This is a genomic window from Pseudomonas sp. B707, assembly GCF_022496685.1.
GTDB lineage: Bacteria > Pseudomonadota > Gammaproteobacteria > Pseudomonadales > Pseudomonadaceae > Aquipseudomonas > Aquipseudomonas paraglycinae.
The window spans coordinates 231026-245475 of sequence record NZ_WTVE01000025.1 but is presented as its reverse complement, the minus strand read 5'-3'; the positions used below and the strand labels follow the sequence as shown (position 1 = coordinate 245475).

The window sequence follows — 14450 nt, the reverse complement described above, 5'->3', positions numbered from 1 at the left end:
AAAGCCATGAGAGCTGATCTGGAAATCATCCAGGAATGGATCCCCGCCGGCAGCCGCGTGCTCGACCTCGGCTGCGGTGACGGCGAGTTGCTGACCTGGCTGCGCGACCACAAGCAGGTCACCGGCTACGGCTTGGAAAACGACGCCGACAACATCGCGCAGTGCGTGGCCAAGGGCGTCAACGTCATCGAGCAGGATCTGGACAAGGGCCTGGGCAACTTCGCCAGCAACAGCTTCGACATCGTGGTGATGACCCAGGCCCTGCAAGCCGTGCACTACCCGGACAAGATCCTCGACGAAATGCTGCGGGTCGGTCGCCAGTGCATCATCACCTTCCCGAATTTCGGTCACTGGCGCTGCCGCTGGTACCTGGCGAGCAAAGGCCGGATGCCGGTGTCGGAATTTCTGCCGTACACCTGGTACAACACGCCGAACATCCACTTCTGCACCTTCGAAGACTTTGAAGAACTTTGTCGCGAACGTGAGGCGAAGGTCATTGATCGGCTTGCCGTGGATCAACAGCACCGCCACGGGTGGGCCAGTAAGCTATGGCCTAATCTGTTAGGTGAGATCGGTATCTACCGCGTCAGCAGCCCAGGGCTTGCGGATCACAGAATCGCGGTCTGAACCACGACATTGCGAGGAGAACGAACATGGGACGCTTGATTACCGCGCTATTGGCCGCCTGCCTGAGCCTGTCGGCCGTGGCCGCCGATGCCATCAAGGGCGAACGCAAGGAAGTGTTCGGTGATGTCACCGTGCATTACAACACCTTCAACTCGACCTTCCTGACGCCGGACATCGCCAAGGCTGCCGAGCTGATCCGCAGCAAGAACCAGGGCGTGATCAATGTCTCGGTGATCAAGGACGGCAAACCGCTGATCGCCCAGGTCACCGGCACCGTCAAGGATCTGACCAGTCAGAGCGTGCCGCTGACTTTCCGCCAGATCACCGAACAGGGCGCGATCTACTACATCGCCCAATACCCGGTGGAGCAGCAGGAAACCCGCACCTTTGAAATCAAGGTGCAGACCGGCGACAAGATCAACACCCTCAATTTCAACCAAGAGCTTTTCCCTGGCCAATGATCAATCTCAAGCAACTCGTACTGGCCAGCCATAACGCCGGCAAACTCAAGGAACTCCAGGCCATGCTCGGCGATTCGGTGCAACTGCGCTCGATCGGCGAATTCAGCAGTGTGGAGCCGGAAGAAACCGGTCTGTCGTTCGTCGAGAACGCGATCCTCAAGGCGCGCAATGCCGCTCGCATTTCCGGGCTGCCGGCGCTGGCCGACGATTCGGGGCTGGCGGTGGATTTCCTCGGCGGTGCGCCGGGCATCTACTCGGCGCGCTACGCCGACGGCAAGGGCGACGCGGCGAACAACGCCAAACTGCTAGACGCCTTGAAGGATGTGCCTGAAACCGAGCGCGGCGCGCAGTTCGTCTGCGTGCTGGCGCTGGTGCGTCACGCCGACGATCCGCTGCCGATCCTCTGCGAAGGTCTGTGGCACGGGCGCATACTGACCGCTGCCAGCGGTGAGCACGGTTTCGGCTACGACCCACTGTTCTGGGTGCCGGAGCGTAACGTGTCCAGCGCCGAGCTGAGCCCGAGCGACAAGAACCAGATCAGCCACCGCGCCCGTGCAATGGATCTGCTGCGCCAGCGTCTGGGCTTGAAATGACCGATAGCTCCTGCGCGTCGTCGCTGATTATCGGCGGCGCCGCCTCCTCGCCTCGGGCGCCGTTGCCGACGCTGCCGCCCTTGGCGCTGTACATCCACATCCCGTGGTGTGTGCGCAAATGCCCCTATTGCGACTTCAACTCCCACACCGCCAGCCCGGTGCTGCCGGAGCAGGAATACGTCGACGCGATGCTGGCCGACCTTGATCAGGATCTGCACGCGGTGTACGGCCGTGAGTTGAGTTCGATCTTCTTTGGCGGCGGCACGCCGAGCCTGTTCAGTGCCGAAGCCCTTGGTCGCTTGCTGGAAGGCGTCAAACAACGCATCCCGTTTGCCGATGACATCGAAATCACCCTGGAAGCCAACCCCGGAACTTTCGAGCAAGAAAAGTTCGTCGCCTACCGCAAACTGGGGATCAATCGCCTGTCGATCGGCATCCAGAGCTTCCAGCAGGAAAAGCTCAAGGCTCTCGGCCGTATCCACAATGGCGATGAAGCCGTGCGGGCGGCAGGCATGGCGCGCCAGGCCGGGTTCGATAACTTCAACCTCGACTTGATGCACGGCTTGCCGGACCAGTCGCTGGAAGATGCCCTGAGCGATCTGCGCCAGGCGATCGAGCTGAAGCCGACGCACATTTCCTGGTATCAGCTGACACTGGAGCCGAACACCGTGTTCTGGAACCAGCCGCCGGTGCTGCCGGAAGACGACACGCTGTGGGACATTCAAGAGGCCGGACAGGCGCTGCTGGCCGAGCACGGTTACGCGCAGTACGAAGTTTCGGCCTACGCGCAACCGGGTCGCCCGGCGCGGCACAACCTGAATTACTGGAGCTTCGGCGACTTCATCGGCATCGGCGCCGGCGCCCACGGCAAGCTCAGCCATCCGGACGGGCGCATCGTGCGCACCTGGAAGACGCGCCTGCCGAAGGACTACCTCAACCCGGCCAAAAGCTTCCAGGCCGGCGAGAAAGCCCTGACCAACGACGAGATGCCGTTCGAATTCCTGATGAACGCCCTGCGCCTGACCGCCGGCGTCGAATCGCGCCTGTACCCGGAGCGCACCGGCCTGCCGCTGGAGAGCCTCGACGAACACCGGCGCGAGGCCGAACAAAGCGGTCTGTTGCAGGTCGAACCGTCACGTCTGGCGGCCACCGAGCGCGGACAACTGTTCCTCAACGACTTGCTGCAGAAATTTCTGAGCTGACCGCTCTTAAGGAAACCGCATGGATTTGATACTCGACCTGCTCGCCACCGTGTCCCGCTGGAGTCGCAGCAACCTCTCGGAAATCGCTCTGGCCCTGGTGGGTTGCCTGCTGGTGCTGTTCGGCGCTGACTTCAAAGGCTGGGTCGAGCAACGCCTGGGCAGCATCGCCGGCGCTCTGCGCGTGCCGCTGATGGCCCTGCTGTGCCTGATCGGCAGCGGCGCAGCACTGATCTACGCGACGCCGTGGGTAGTGAAGGGGCTGAGCCAGTTCAACAACTACAGCCTGGCGCCGGTGTTGTTGGTGGTGCTGGTGTTGATTGGCGTGGTCGCCGACCGCCGCTGATCTCCAAGTGCTCGTTCCCACGCTCCGCGTGGGAATGCAGCCCGGGACGCTCTGCGTCCCTGAAGCGGACGCGGAGCGTCCATTGAGGCATTCCCACGCAGACGGTTCGACGCCTCGACGTGGGAACGATCACTGCGCAGTACTTACGACTGTTTTTCGAACTTCAGATCCCACACGCCATGCCCAAGACGTTCGCCGCGGCGTTCGAACTTGGTGATCGGGCGTTCGGCCGGACGCGGTACGCACTTGCCGTCTTCGGCGAGGTTGCGATAGCCCGGGGCGACGTTCATCACTTCCAGCATGTATTCGGCGTACGGCTCCCAGTCGGTGGCCATGTGCAGAATGCCGCCGACTTTCAGCTTGCTGCGCACCAGTTCAGCGAAGGACGCCTGAACGATGCGGCGCTTGTGGTGGCGGCTCTTGTGCCACGGATCCGGGAAGAACAGCATCAGGCGATCGAGGCTGTTGTCGGCGATGCAGCGGTTGAGCACTTCGATCGCGTCGCAGTCGTAGACCCGCAGGTTGGTCAGGCCCTGAGTCAGCACGCCGTTGAGCAGCGCGCCGACACCCGGACGGTGAACCTCGACACCGATGAAATCCTGTTCCGGCGCAGCGGCGGCCATTTCCAGCAGCGAGTGGCCCATGCCGAAACCGATCTCCAGCGAACGCGGCGCGGAACGGCCGAACACCTGGTCGTAATCCACCGGCGCATCGGCCAGCGGCAGGACGAATTTAGGCGCGCCCTGATCCAGGCCGCGCTGCTGGCCTTCGGTCATGCGCCCGGCGCGCATCACGAAACTCTTGATGCGGCGGTGTTGGCGCTCGTCGCCTTCTTCCGTCTGGATTGGCGTGTCGTTCGATTCAGTCATCAATAGCTCTTACTTGATCAGACCATCCAGCGGCGAAGAGGCGCTGGCATAGAGTTTTTTCGGCATGCGGCCGGCGAGGTAGGCCAGGCGGCCCGCGACGATCGCGTGTTTCATGGCTTCGGCCATCATGATCGGCTGCTGGGCGTGGGCGATGGCCGAGTTCATCAGCACGGCGTCACAGCCCAGTTCCATCGAGATGGTCGCGTCGGAAGCGGTGCCGACACCGGCATCCACCAGCACCGGGATCTTGGCTTCTTCGAGGATGATCTGCAGGTTGTACGGATTGCAGATCCCCAGGCCCGAACCGATCAGACCGGCCAGCGGCATGACCGCGATGCAGCCGATTTCCGCCAGTTGCCGGGCGATGATCGGGTCATCACTGGTGTAAACCATCACGTCGAAGCCTTCCTTGACCAGCACTTCGGCGGCCTTGAGGGTTTCGATCACGTTGGGGAACAGGGTTTTCTGGTCGGCCAGCACTTCCAGCTTCACCAGATTGTGGCCGTCGAGCAGCTCACGGGCCAGGCGGCAGGTGCGCACGGCTTCGACCGCGTCGTAGCAACCGGCGGTGTTCGGCAGGAAGGTGTAGCGATCCGGCGACAGCACTTCGAGCAGGTTCGGCTCGCCTTCGATCTGGCCCAGATTGGTGCGGCGCACGGCGAAGGTGACGATCTCGGCACCCGAGGCTTCGATGGCCAGGCGGGTTTCTTCCATGTCACGGTACTTGCCGGTACCGACCAGCAAACGCGACTGGTAAGTACGACCGGCCAGAACAAAAGGCTTGTCGCTACGAACGATGCTCATGGGGAATCCTCTGTTGGGGTGAGGGTCTTGCAGAATTCTCGGCCCATGCAGGCCTGGCGATCAGCCGCCGCCGATCGCGTGCACGACTTCGACATTGTCGCCGTCGTTCAAAGTGGTGTCGGCATGCTGGCTGCGCGGGACGATATCCAGATTGAGTTCGACCGCGACGCGGCGTCCGGTCAGATCCAGACGCGTCAGCAGGGCCGCAACGGTTTCACCGTCGGGCAGTTCAAAGGATTCACCGTTCAACTGAATGCGCATGCGCAACGCCGCCATCACTTTTTAGGGGGTGGCATTCTAGCCCGATCATGACCTAAAGGTCAGCACCAAGCGTCAAGCGGTTGGGTGCAGGCGCCAGGCGGCGAGTCCGAGGCACAGCCAGCCGATCAGGAACGCCAGGCCGCCGAACGGGGTGATGATGCCGAGTTTGCCGATGCCGAGGGTGGTCAGCAGGTACAGACTGCCGGAGAACAGCAGAATACCGACGGTGAACGAGATGCCGGCCCAGGCGACCAGACGCCCCTGAAGCTGCGTCGCCAGCAGCGCCACGCCGAACAGCGCCAGCGCGTGCACCAGTTGATAGGTGACGCCGGTGTGGAAGATCGCCAGATACTCCGGGGTCAGGCGGTTTTTCAGGCCATGGGCGGCGAATGCGCCGAGGCCGACACCGGTGAAACCAAAGAAGGCGGCCAGCATCAGAAAGCTACGCAGCATGTAGAACTCCAGTCAGACTCGATCGGCAGGGTCTGTATAATGGCCCGCTCAACCGGTTCGGCCAAGCCATCTCTATGCTGCGTTTATTTCTCCGTCGTTTCACGAAGGCCCTGCTCTGGTTCGCGGGCGGCAGCGTATTGCTGGTGTTGGTGTTTCGCTTTGTGCCGCCACCGTTCACGGCGCTGATGGTCGAGCGCAAGATCGAATCCTGGGTCGACGGCGAGCCGATCGATCTGCAACGCACCTGGAAACCGTGGGACGAGATCTCCGATGACCTGAAGGTCGCGGTGATTGCCGGCGAAGACCAGAAATTCCCCGAGCACTGGGGTTTTGACCTGAGTGCGATCAAGGCCGCACTGGCCCACAACGAACTCGGCGGTTCGATTCGCGGCGCCAGCACTTTGAGCCAGCAAGTGTCGAAGAACCTGTTTTTGTGGTCTGGCCGCAGTTATCTGCGCAAAGGGCTGGAAGCGTGGTTTACCGCGCTGATCGAAGTGTTCTGGCCCAAGCAGCGGATTCTCGAGGTGTACCTGAACAGCGTCGAGTGGGATGACGGCGTGTTTGGTGCCGAAGCGGCGGCAAGGCATCACTTTGGCGTAGGCGCCAGGTCGCTGTCCCGGCAACAGGCGAGCTATCTGGCGGCTGTGCTGCCGAATCCGCGGGTCTGGAGCGCCAGTCATCCGACCGCTTATGTGTCGCGTCGGGCCGGCTGGATTCGCCAGCAAATGAGCCAGCTGGGTGGCGACAGCTATTTGTTGACACTCAATGACTCGCGCCGCGCGCCCTGGGCCCAATGACTGCCTGACAGGCAAACAAAAACGCCCCGATCATCACTGATCGGGGCGTTTTTTATTGCCGGACTGCCGGTTATGCGGCAATCGACAACTTGAGCTTGTTCATCGCGCTCTTCTCGAGCTGACGGATCCGCTCGGCCGATACGTTGTACTTCTGCGCCAGGTCGTGCAGCGTGGCTTTCTCTTCTGCCAGCCAGCGCTGGTAGAGGATGTCGCGACTGCGTTCGTCCAGCACTTCCAGCGCTTCGTGCAGGTTGTGATTGGAGTTGTCGCTCCAGTCGGCATCTTCCAGTTGACGCGCCGGGTCATACCGGTGGTCTTCCAGGTAATTGGCCGGCGACTGGAAAGCACTGTCGTCGTCCGCTTCCGCAGCCGGGTCGAAGGCCATGTCATGGCCGGTCAGGCGACTTTCCATCTCACGCACTTCACGCGGCTCGACGCCGAGGCTTTCCGCCACACGGTGGACTTCCTCGTTGTTCAGCCAGGCCAGACGTTTCTTCTGGCTGCGCAGGTTGAAGAACAGCTTGCGCTGGGCCTTGGTGGTCGCGACTTTCACGATCCGCCAGTTGCGCAGGATGAACTCGTGAATCTCGGCCTTGATCCAGTGCACCGCGAAGGACACCAGACGCACGCCCATTTCCGGGTTGAAACGCTTCACGGCCTTCATCAGGCCGACGTTACCTTCCTGGATCAGGTCAGCCTGAGCCAGACCGTAGCCGGAATAGCTACGGGCGATGTGTACGACAAACCGCAGGTGGGCGAGCACCATCTGCCGAGCCGCCCCCAGATCCTGCTCATAGTAGAGACTCTCGGCCAGTTCACGCTCCTGCTCCGGCGTCAGCAATGGAATGCTGTTGACGGTGTGCACGTAGGCTTCCAGGTTTGCGCCTGGAACCAATGCATACGCAGGTTGCAAAGAATTGGACATACGGAAAAACCTCCGACTTACATACTCATGCTTTTCAGCATTGCGAAAAATTGACCGGAAACTCAAATGAAAGTTTCCTTAACCACTGAAAGGTCAATCACGCGCAAAAAAGATTCTACTTCGGCGCCAGCTCCCTGAGATGACGTGCGACTGCAATCCATGCACCGATATAACCCAACAGCACCGCGCCAAGCAAGAGCGACAGACCATCGGCAACTGGCACGCCGGCCAGTGCGAAATCACTGCCGTACAAGCCGGCCAGCCCGACCACCGCGTCGTTCAGCCAATTCAGGCCGAACGCCAAAACACCCCAGGACAGCAGACCCGCACCGAAGCCATACAGCGCGCCCATGTAAAGAAAGGGACGACGCACATAGCTGTCGGTGCCGCCGACGAGTTTAATCACTTCTATCTCGGTGCGGCGGTTTTCAATATGAAGACGAATGGTATTGCCTATCACCAAAAGTAATGCAGAAACCAGCAACACCGTCAGACCGAACACAAAACGGTCACCGAGCTTGAGGATGGCGGCCAGACGCTCGACCCAGACTAGATCAAGTTGCGCCTGTTGTACCTTGGGCAGCTCGGAAAGTTTTTGTCTTAATGCTTCCAGGGTCGACTTGTCGACCTCGTTCGGCGTCACCAGTACCACGCCCGGCAGCGGGTTTTCCGGTAGCTCGCGCAGGGCTTCGCCCAAGCCGGACTGCTGCTGGAACTCTTCCAGCGCCTGGTCGCGGCCGACATATTCAGCATCAGCTACGCCCGGCATGCCCTTGATCTGATCACGTAACGCTTCGCCCTGAGCCGGACTGGCCTCGAGCTCCAGGTACAGCGAGATCTGCGCCGCGCGCTGCCACGAGCCGCCCAGGCGCTCGACATTGTTCAGCAACAACGAAAGGCCCATCGGCAGACTCAGCGCAACTGCCATCACCATGCAGGTGAAGAAGCTGCCGATCGGCTGCTTGCCGAGACGGCGCAGGCTGTCGATCCAGCTGGCGCGATGGCTTTCGATCCAGGCACGGAACAACGTGGCGAAATCCGGGCCGTCGTCATCGTCGTGCTTTTTCTTCTTTGGCGGTTGCGGATCGGCGGCCTTCGGGGCCACGCGCTCGGAAACCTTCGGACTGCGTGTTGCACTCATACGCCGGCCTCCCCGTCGCCGATCAATCGGCCGCGTTGCAGGGTCAGCATGCGATGGCGCATACGCGCGATCAGCGCCAGGTCGTGACTGGCGATCAGCACGCTGGTGCCCAGACGGTTGATGTCTTCGAACACGCCCATGATCTCGGCCGCCAGACGCGGGTCGAGGTTACCGGTCGGTTCGTCCGCCAGCAGCAGGGCCGGACGGTGAACGATGGCGCGGGCAATGCCGACGCGCTGTTGCTGACCGGTCGACAGGTCGCCCGGATACAGCTCGGCCTTGTCCGACAGCGCCACGCGCTCCAGCGCCGAGTCGACGCGCTTGGCGATCTCGACCTTGGACAGCCCGAGAATCTGCAACGGCAACGCGACGTTGTTGAACACCGTGCGATCGAACAGCAGTTGATGGTTCTGGAACACCACGCCGATCTGCCGACGCAGGAACGGAATCTGCGCATTGCTGATGGTGCTCAGGTCCTGCCCGGCGAGCAGCAGTTTGCCGCTGGTCGGACGTTCCATCGCCAGCAACAGGCGCAACAACGTGGATTTACCGGCACCGGAGTGGCCGGTGACAAACAGGAACTCGCCGCGACGGACTCGAAAGCTCAGCTCATGCAAGCCGACGTGACCGTTCGGGTAGCGTTTACCGACCTGTTCGAAACGAATCATGAACGCTCCCGCTCGGCAAACAGTGCCTGGACAAAGGGTTCGGCTTCAAAGGTACGCAGATCGTCGATGCCTTCACCGACGCCGATGTAGCGGATCGGCAGGCCGAATTGCTTGGCCAGGGCGAAAATCACCCCGCCCTTGGCGGTGCCGTCGAGCTTGGTCAGCGCCAGGCCGGTCAGTTCGACGGTCTGGTTGAACTGCTTGGCCTGGTTGATGGCGTTCTGGCCGGTGCCGGCGTCGAGCACCAGCAGCACTTCGTGCGGCGCATCGGCGTCGAGCTTGCCGATCACCCGGCGAACCTTCTTCAGCTCTTCCATCAGGTTATCTTTGGTGTGCAGACGACCGGCGGTGTCGGCGATCAGTACGTCGATGCCACGGGCCTTGGCGGCCTGCACGGCGTCGAAGATCACTGAAGCCGAGTCCGCGCCCGTGTGCTGGGCAATCACCGGAATCTTGTTGCGCTCGCCCCAGACCTGCAACTGCTCGACAGCCGCGGCACGGAAGGTGTCACCGGCGGCCAGCATGACTTTCTTGCCTTCCAGTTGCAGTTTCTTCGCCAGTTTGCCGATGGTGGTGGTCTTGCCGGCGCCGTTGACGCCGACCACCAGAATCACGAACGGCTTGTTCTGGGAAGCGATCTTCAGCGGCTGCTCGACCGGTTTGAGCATTGCAGCCAGCTCTGCCTGCAGGGATTTGTACAGGGCGTCGGAATCGGCCAGCTCTTTACGTGCGACCTTCTGGGTCAGACGCTGGATGATCACCGAAGTCGCCTCGACGCCGACGTCGGCCGTCAGCAGGCGGGTTTCGAGATCGTCGAGCAGATCGTCATCGATGGCTTTCTTGCCGAGGAACAGGCTGGCCATGCCCTCGCCGATGCTGGCACTGGTCTTGGACAGGCCTTGCTTGAGACGGGCAAAGAAGCCGGCCTTGGTTTCTTCGGTGCGCGGGGCCTCTACCGGGGTTTCAACCTGGATTTCCACAGGTGCGACTGGCGCTACGGCAACCGGTGCAGGTGCAGGTGCAGGTGCAGGTGCAGGTGCAGGTGCAGGCTCGGGCGCTTCGACAATCGGGGCAACCGGAGCAACCACAGGTTCTGGAATGACCGGAGCAGCTTCCACCACCGGCGCCTGAACAGGCTCGGGAGCGAACGCAACCGGCGCAGGAATCGGCGGCGTAACGTGCGGTGCAGCCTCTTCAACCAGCGCCACCGGCTCTTCCGCCACTGGCAAGCTCAGCCACGGTTTGCTGGCCGGGGTCAGCGGCAGTTCGGCGGCAGCCGGCGCTTCAGGCTCGGCCTCGGCCACCGGTTGCAGCACCGGCTCGGCGATCGGCAGCACAACCGGTGCCGGCGCTTCTTCTATTGCGGGAGCGGGCGCGGGGGCTGGCTCAGGAATGGCAGTCGGCTGTTCGACGACGGGTTCCTGCGGTTTCTTGCGCAGCCATCCGAACAGGCTTTTCTTCTCGCCAGCCGCAGCTGGGGTCTTCTTGTCGTCGTTGGAACCAAACATGGAGGACGGCTATCTCACGGTAGCGACGCGCCACAGGGGCGCCCCGGCAAATAAATATTCGATGCAGAACAGACTGTGTTTCACCCAGCTTGTTCACGCGCAACATTTTGTCGAGGCGCCAAAAGCACCTCAAAGGTCATTAAATACGAAGGACTGGAACGGCATCGTCGGCGAAAACGCAGAGTTTAGCTGAGAAACTCAAAGCTTCTGCCGGTAACCCGTACAACCTATAGACCGATCAGTGGCCTGATAGGCGTGGCCGCCAGTAAAACGGATCAGTATCCTAGCACCCTCTCGCCCGCCGACGCTAAGACCAAGCGGGCAGCCCAACAGGTTTAAAAACGAATGAATGCTCTAGCCCGCCGCGCCGCAGGCCTGCTGCTCAGCACAGTCTGCCTGCCCCTTTCGGCCCTGGCGGCCGACCCGCAACCGACCCACGAATTCACCCTCGACAACGGCTTGAAGGTCGTCGTGCGCGAAGACCATCGCGCGCCGGTGGTGGTGTCGCAGGTCTGGTACAAGGTCGGTTCCAGCTACGAAACCCCGGGCCAGACCGGTCTGTCCCACGCCCTCGAGCACATGATGTTCAAGGGCAGCGAGAAAGTCGGTCCCGGCGAAGCCTCGCTGATCCTGCGCGACCTCGGCGCCGAAGAGAACGCGTTCACCAGCGACGACTTCACTGCTTATTACCAGGTGCTGGCCCGCGACCGTCTGGGCGTGGCCTTCGAACTGGAAGCCGACCGCATGGCCAACCTGCGCCTGCCGGCTGACGAGTTCGCCAAGGAAATCGAAGTCATCAAGGAAGAGCGCCGTCTGCGCACCGACGACAAGCCGATGTCCAAGGCCTACGAGCGCTACAAGGCCATGGCCTACCCGGCCAGCGGATATCACACGCCGACCATCGGCTGGATGGCAGACCTCGAGCGGATGAAGGTCGAAGAACTGCGTCACTGGTATCAGTCCTGGTACGTGCCGAACAACGCCACGCTGGTGGTGGTCGGCGACGTGACTCCGGACGAGGTGAAGACCCTCGCCCAGCGCTACTTCGGGCCGATCCCGAAACGCGACGTGCCGCCGGCGAAAACGCCGCTGGAACTGGCCGAACCCGGCGAGCGCCAGATCACCCTGCACGTGCAGACCCAACTGCCGAGCCTGATGCTCGGCTTCAACGTCCCGAGTATCGCCACCGCCGAAGACAAACGTTCGGTCAACGCCTTGCGCCTGATTTCGGCATTGCTGGACGGCGGCTACAGCGGTCGCATCCCGACCCAACTGGAGCGCGGTGAAGAGCTGGTATCCGGCGGCTCGTCGAGCTACGACGCCTACACCCGCGGCGACAGCCTGTTCACCCTGTCGGCCACACCGAACACCCAGAAGAAAAAAACCATGGCCCAGGCGGAAGCCGGCTTGTGGAAACTGCTGGAACAGCTGAAAACCACCGCACCGTCCGCCGAAGAACTGGAGCGCGTGCGTGCGCAGGTCATCGCCGGTCTGGTCTTCGAGCGCGACTCGATCACCAGCCAGGCCACTGCCATCGGCCAGCTGGAGACCGTCGGTCTGTCGTGGAAACTGATGGACACCGAACTGGCCGATCTGGAAAGCGTCACCCCGCAAGACATCCAGAACGCCGCCAAGCTGTATTTCACCCGCGAACGTCTCAGCGTCGCCCACGTCCTGCCACTGGAGACGACTCATGAGTGAGCGCAAAACCCCACGCCTGCTGCTCGGCCTGATCGCCGTGGCCATCATCGGCTCCGCCGCGTTCTATCTGGTGCCGAGCGACAACACCAAGGCCAGCGAAGCGCTGGATAACGCCAAGTCCAGCCAGAAGCTGCAATCGCTGGCCGAACTCGACGGCAAGGCCCCGGCCAGTCGCAAGCTCGACGTGCAGACCTGGAACACCGCCGAAGGCGCCAAGGTGCTGTTCGTCGAAGCCCGCGAACTGCCGATGTTCGACATGCGCCTGATCTTCTCCGCCGGCAGCAGCCAGGACGGCAACGCGCCGGGTCTGGCCCTGCTGACCAACGCCATGCTCAACGAAGGTGTGGCGGGCAAGGATGTCGGCGCCATCGCTCAAGGTTTCGAAGGCCTGGGCGCGGATTTCGGCAACGGCGCCTACAAGGACATGGCCATCGCGTCGCTGCGAAGTCTGAGTGCCGCCGACAAGCGCGAGCCGGCGCTGAAGCTGTTCTCGGAAGTGGTGGGCAAACCGACCTTCCCGGCCGACTCCTTCGCGCGCATCAAGAACCAGATGCTCGCCGGTTTCGAATACCAGAAACAGAACCCCGGCAAACTCGCCAGCCTGGAGCTAATGAAGCGCCTGTACGGCGATCACCCTTACGCCCACGCCAGCGACGGCAATGCGCAAAGCGTGCCGAAGATCACGCTGGCGCAACTGCGTGAGTTCCACGCCAAGGCCTATGCAGCCGGCAACGTGGTGATCGCGCTGGTGGGCGATCTGTCCCGCAGCGAAGCCGAGGCGATCGCCAATCAGGTGTCCGCCGCGCTGCCAAAAGGCCCGGCGCTGGCGAAGGTCGAGCAACCGACCGAGCCGAAACCTAGCATCGACCACATCGAGTTTCCGTCCAAGCAGACCAACCTGATGATCGCGCAACTGGGCATCGACCGTGACGACCCGGACTACGCCGCGCTGTCGATGGGCAACCAGATCCTCGGCGGTGGCGGTTTCGGCACCCGGCTGATGAGCGAAGTCCGCGAGAAGCGCGGCTTGACCTACGGCGTGTATTCGGCCTTCAGCCCGATGCAGGCTCGTGGCCCGTTCATGATCAACCTGCAGACCCGCGCGGAAATGAGCGAAGGCACCCTGAAACTGGTGCAGGACGTGCTCGCCGACTACCTCAAGACCGGCCCGACCCAGAAAGAACTCGACGACGCCAAGCGCGAACTGGCCGGCAGCTTCCCGCTGTCCACCGCGAGCAATGCCGATATCGTCGGCCAGCTCGGCGCCATGGGTTTCTACAACCTGCCGCTGAGCTATCTCGATGACTTCATGCGTCAGTCCCAGAGCCTGACAGTCGAGCAGGTTCGCGACGTCCTGAACAAACACTTGAGCACGGACAAACTGGTCATCGTCAGCGCTGGCCCGACCGTGCCGCAAAAGCCGTTACCGGCCCCATCTGATAAACCTGCCGAGCAGCCGCTCGGGGTTCCGGAGCATTAATGGCCAGTCCAAAGAAACCTGTACAAAAACTGCACAACGGTGTGAACCAGTTGCGCATCATCGGCGGCGAATGGCGCAGCCGAAAGCTGAGCTTTCCTGATGCGCCGGGTCTGCGCCCGACGCCAGACCGGGTGCGCGAAACCCTGTTCAACTGGCTCGCGCCATACGTCGCCGGGGCCAAGGTGCTCGATCCGTTCGCCGGCAGCGGCGCACTGTTTCTGGAAGCGCTGTCCCGTGGCGCGGCAATGGGTCAGGCGCTGGATGCCAGCCATGTCGCGGTCTCCAGCCTGAAAGAACACCTCGGCACCCTGCGCTGCACCAACGGCCACGTGCAAACCGCCGACGCGCTGCGCTATCTGGAAACCCAGACCGCGACCGCGTTCGACCTGGTGTTCCTCGACCCGCCGTTCAACCAGAACCTGTTGCCCGCCGTGTGCACGCTGCTGGAAGAGCGCCAATGGCTGGCCGATGATTCGTGGATCTACACTGAAAGCGAAACCGCGCCATCGACCCTCGGCCTGCCAGGCAACTGGCGCCTGCACCGCGAGCAGAAATCCGGGCGGGTGTACTACGCGTTGTGGCAACGTATGGCAGTGATCGCCGGTTAACCGACCGGC

The 14450-nt window shown here is 62.2% G+C and carries 17 protein-coding genes; 9 read left to right on the top strand and 8 right to left on the bottom strand.

The annotated features are described in order from the left end of the window. Positions 1-6 precede the first annotated feature (6 nt). The 5 genes from metW to GQX66_RS13745 are packed head-to-tail and all read left to right on the top strand — an operon-like array spanning position 7 to position 3226. Positions 7-627, top strand: coding sequence for a methionine biosynthesis protein MetW (gene metW / locus GQX66_RS13765; protein WP_007953362.1), 621 nt, complete (start codon positions 7-9; stop codon positions 625-627). A 26-nt stretch (positions 628-653) separates the two neighbouring features. Next, positions 654-1088 (top strand): DUF4426 domain-containing protein, encoded by a 435-nt coding sequence (locus GQX66_RS13760; RefSeq protein ID WP_011336378.1) that lies wholly within the window; start codon positions 654-656, stop codon positions 1086-1088. Then, positions 1085-1681 (top strand): RdgB/HAM1 family non-canonical purine NTP pyrophosphatase, encoded by a 597-nt coding sequence (rdgB, locus tag GQX66_RS13755; protein ID WP_129972245.1) that lies wholly within the window; start codon positions 1085-1087, stop codon positions 1679-1681. The genes GQX66_RS13760 and rdgB overlap by 4 nt, the downstream gene beginning before the upstream one ends. Then, positions 1678-2883, top strand: a complete 1206-nt coding sequence (gene hemW / locus GQX66_RS13750) for a radical SAM family heme chaperone HemW (RefSeq protein WP_102685780.1) — start codon at positions 1678-1680, stop codon at positions 2881-2883. Before rdgB ends, hemW begins: the two co-directional genes overlap by 4 nt. A 19-nt stretch (positions 2884-2902) precedes the next feature. Next, positions 2903-3226, top strand: coding sequence for a DUF3392 domain-containing protein (locus tag GQX66_RS13745; RefSeq protein ID WP_074690154.1), 324 nt, complete (start codon positions 2903-2905; stop codon positions 3224-3226). Between the two features lie 143 nt (positions 3227-3369). Here GQX66_RS13745 and trmB read toward each other — a convergent pair whose 3' ends face one another. The 4 genes from trmB to GQX66_RS13725 form a co-directional block, all read right to left on the bottom strand. Beyond that, on the bottom strand, positions 3370-4095 hold the full coding sequence (gene trmB / locus GQX66_RS13740; protein ID WP_039767926.1) for a tRNA (guanosine(46)-N7)-methyltransferase TrmB: 726 nt from the start codon (positions 4093-4095) through the stop codon (positions 3370-3372). 9 nt (positions 4096-4104) lie between these two features. After that, a complete protein-coding gene (locus tag GQX66_RS13735) occupies positions 4105-4899 on the bottom strand; it encodes a thiazole synthase (RefSeq protein ID WP_007953385.1) in 795 nt (264 codons plus the stop codon). Between the two features lie 60 nt (positions 4900-4959). Then, a complete protein-coding gene (gene thiS / locus GQX66_RS13730; protein ID WP_007953386.1) occupies positions 4960-5160 on the bottom strand; it encodes a sulfur carrier protein ThiS in 201 nt (66 codons plus the stop codon). 72 nt (positions 5161-5232) lie between these two features. Then, positions 5233-5613: a DUF423 domain-containing protein gene (locus tag GQX66_RS13725; RefSeq protein WP_207984229.1), complete on the bottom strand. Its 381-nt coding sequence runs from the start codon at positions 5611-5613 to the stop codon at positions 5233-5235. Positions 5614-5687: 74 nt separating this feature from the next. Here GQX66_RS13725 and mtgA point away from each other — a divergent pair, with 74 nt between their 5' ends. After that, positions 5688-6410, top strand: a complete 723-nt coding sequence (mtgA, locus tag GQX66_RS13720) for a monofunctional biosynthetic peptidoglycan transglycosylase (protein WP_085611980.1) — start codon at positions 5688-5690, stop codon at positions 6408-6410. Between the two features lie 70 nt (positions 6411-6480). On the opposite strand, the gene rpoH is transcribed toward mtgA, so the two are convergent. The 4 genes from rpoH to ftsY form a co-directional block, all read right to left on the bottom strand. Beyond that, entirely contained in the window at positions 6481-7335 is an 855-nt protein-coding gene (rpoH, locus tag GQX66_RS13715) for an RNA polymerase sigma factor RpoH (RefSeq protein ID WP_007953393.1), read from the bottom strand. Positions 7336-7450: 115 nt separating this feature from the next. Further along, on the bottom strand, positions 7451-8476 hold the full coding sequence (gene ftsX / locus GQX66_RS13710) for a permease-like cell division protein FtsX (RefSeq protein WP_085746696.1): 1026 nt from the start codon (positions 8474-8476) through the stop codon (positions 7451-7453). Then, positions 8473-9144, bottom strand: coding sequence for a cell division ATP-binding protein FtsE (ftsE, locus tag GQX66_RS13705; protein WP_007953396.1), 672 nt, complete (start codon positions 9142-9144; stop codon positions 8473-8475). Before ftsE ends, ftsX begins: the two co-directional genes overlap by 4 nt. After that, positions 9141-10652, bottom strand: a complete 1512-nt coding sequence (ftsY, locus tag GQX66_RS13700) for a signal recognition particle-docking protein FtsY (RefSeq protein WP_240869708.1) — start codon at positions 10650-10652, stop codon at positions 9141-9143. Before ftsY ends, ftsE begins: the two co-directional genes overlap by 4 nt. Before the next feature lie 345 nt (positions 10653-10997). On the opposite strand from ftsY, the gene GQX66_RS13695 reads away from it, so the two are divergent. Genes GQX66_RS13695 through rsmD form a run of 3 tightly spaced genes read left to right on the top strand, consistent with a single transcriptional unit; the run spans position 10998 to position 14441 of the window. Then, complete coding sequence (locus GQX66_RS13695; RefSeq protein ID WP_102685784.1) at positions 10998-12353, top strand: pitrilysin family protein; 1356 nt, start codon at positions 10998-11000, stop codon at positions 12351-12353. Continuing rightward, positions 12346-13833, top strand: coding sequence for a pitrilysin family protein (locus tag GQX66_RS13690; protein ID WP_240869706.1), 1488 nt, complete (start codon positions 12346-12348; stop codon positions 13831-13833). The genes GQX66_RS13695 and GQX66_RS13690 overlap by 8 nt, the downstream gene beginning before the upstream one ends. Beyond that, positions 13833-14441, top strand: a complete 609-nt coding sequence (gene rsmD / locus GQX66_RS13685; RefSeq protein ID WP_007953401.1) for a 16S rRNA (guanine(966)-N(2))-methyltransferase RsmD — start codon at positions 13833-13835, stop codon at positions 14439-14441. The genes GQX66_RS13690 and rsmD overlap by 1 nt, the downstream gene beginning before the upstream one ends. Positions 14442-14450 lie beyond the last annotated feature (9 nt).

Excerpts from the sequence above, each read along its gene's own strand:
- metW (WP_007953362.1), top strand. The coding sequence starts at position 7 with ATGAGAGCTGATCTGGAAATCATCCAGGAATGGATCCCCGCCGGCAGC.
- GQX66_RS13760 (WP_011336378.1), top strand. The coding sequence starts at position 654 with ATGGGACGCTTGATTACCGCGCTATTGGCCGCCTGCCTGAGCCTGTCG.
- rdgB (WP_129972245.1), top strand. The coding sequence starts at position 1,085 with ATGATCAATCTCAAGCAACTCGTACTGGCCAGCCATAACGCCGGCAAA.
- hemW (WP_102685780.1), top strand. The coding sequence starts at position 1,678 with ATGACCGATAGCTCCTGCGCGTCGTCGCTGATTATCGGCGGCGCCGCC.
- GQX66_RS13745 (WP_074690154.1), top strand. The coding sequence starts at position 2,903 with ATGGATTTGATACTCGACCTGCTCGCCACCGTGTCCCGCTGGAGTCGC.
- trmB (WP_039767926.1), bottom strand. The coding sequence starts at position 4,095 with ATGACTGAATCGAACGACACGCCAATCCAGACGGAAGAAGGCGACGAG.
- GQX66_RS13735 (WP_007953385.1), bottom strand. The coding sequence starts at position 4,899 with ATGAGCATCGTTCGTAGCGACAAGCCTTTTGTTCTGGCCGGTCGTACT.
- thiS (WP_007953386.1), bottom strand. The coding sequence starts at position 5,160 with ATGCGCATTCAGTTGAACGGTGAATCCTTTGAACTGCCCGACGGTGAA.
- GQX66_RS13725 (WP_207984229.1), bottom strand. The coding sequence starts at position 5,613 with ATGCTGCGTAGCTTTCTGATGCTGGCCGCCTTCTTTGGTTTCACCGGT.
- mtgA (WP_085611980.1), top strand. The coding sequence starts at position 5,688 with ATGCTGCGTTTATTTCTCCGTCGTTTCACGAAGGCCCTGCTCTGGTTC.
- rpoH (WP_007953393.1), bottom strand. The coding sequence starts at position 7,335 with ATGTCCAATTCTTTGCAACCTGCGTATGCATTGGTTCCAGGCGCAAAC.
- ftsX (WP_085746696.1), bottom strand. The coding sequence starts at position 8,476 with ATGAGTGCAACACGCAGTCCGAAGGTTTCCGAGCGCGTGGCCCCGAAG.
- ftsE (WP_007953396.1), bottom strand. The coding sequence starts at position 9,144 with ATGATTCGTTTCGAACAGGTCGGTAAACGCTACCCGAACGGTCACGTC.
- ftsY (WP_240869708.1), bottom strand. The coding sequence starts at position 10,652 with ATGTTTGGTTCCAACGACGACAAGAAGACCCCAGCTGCGGCTGGCGAG.
- GQX66_RS13695 (WP_102685784.1), top strand. The coding sequence starts at position 10,998 with ATGAATGCTCTAGCCCGCCGCGCCGCAGGCCTGCTGCTCAGCACAGTC.
- GQX66_RS13690 (WP_240869706.1), top strand. The coding sequence starts at position 12,346 with ATGAGTGAGCGCAAAACCCCACGCCTGCTGCTCGGCCTGATCGCCGTG.
- rsmD (WP_007953401.1), top strand. The coding sequence starts at position 13,833 with ATGGCCAGTCCAAAGAAACCTGTACAAAAACTGCACAACGGTGTGAAC.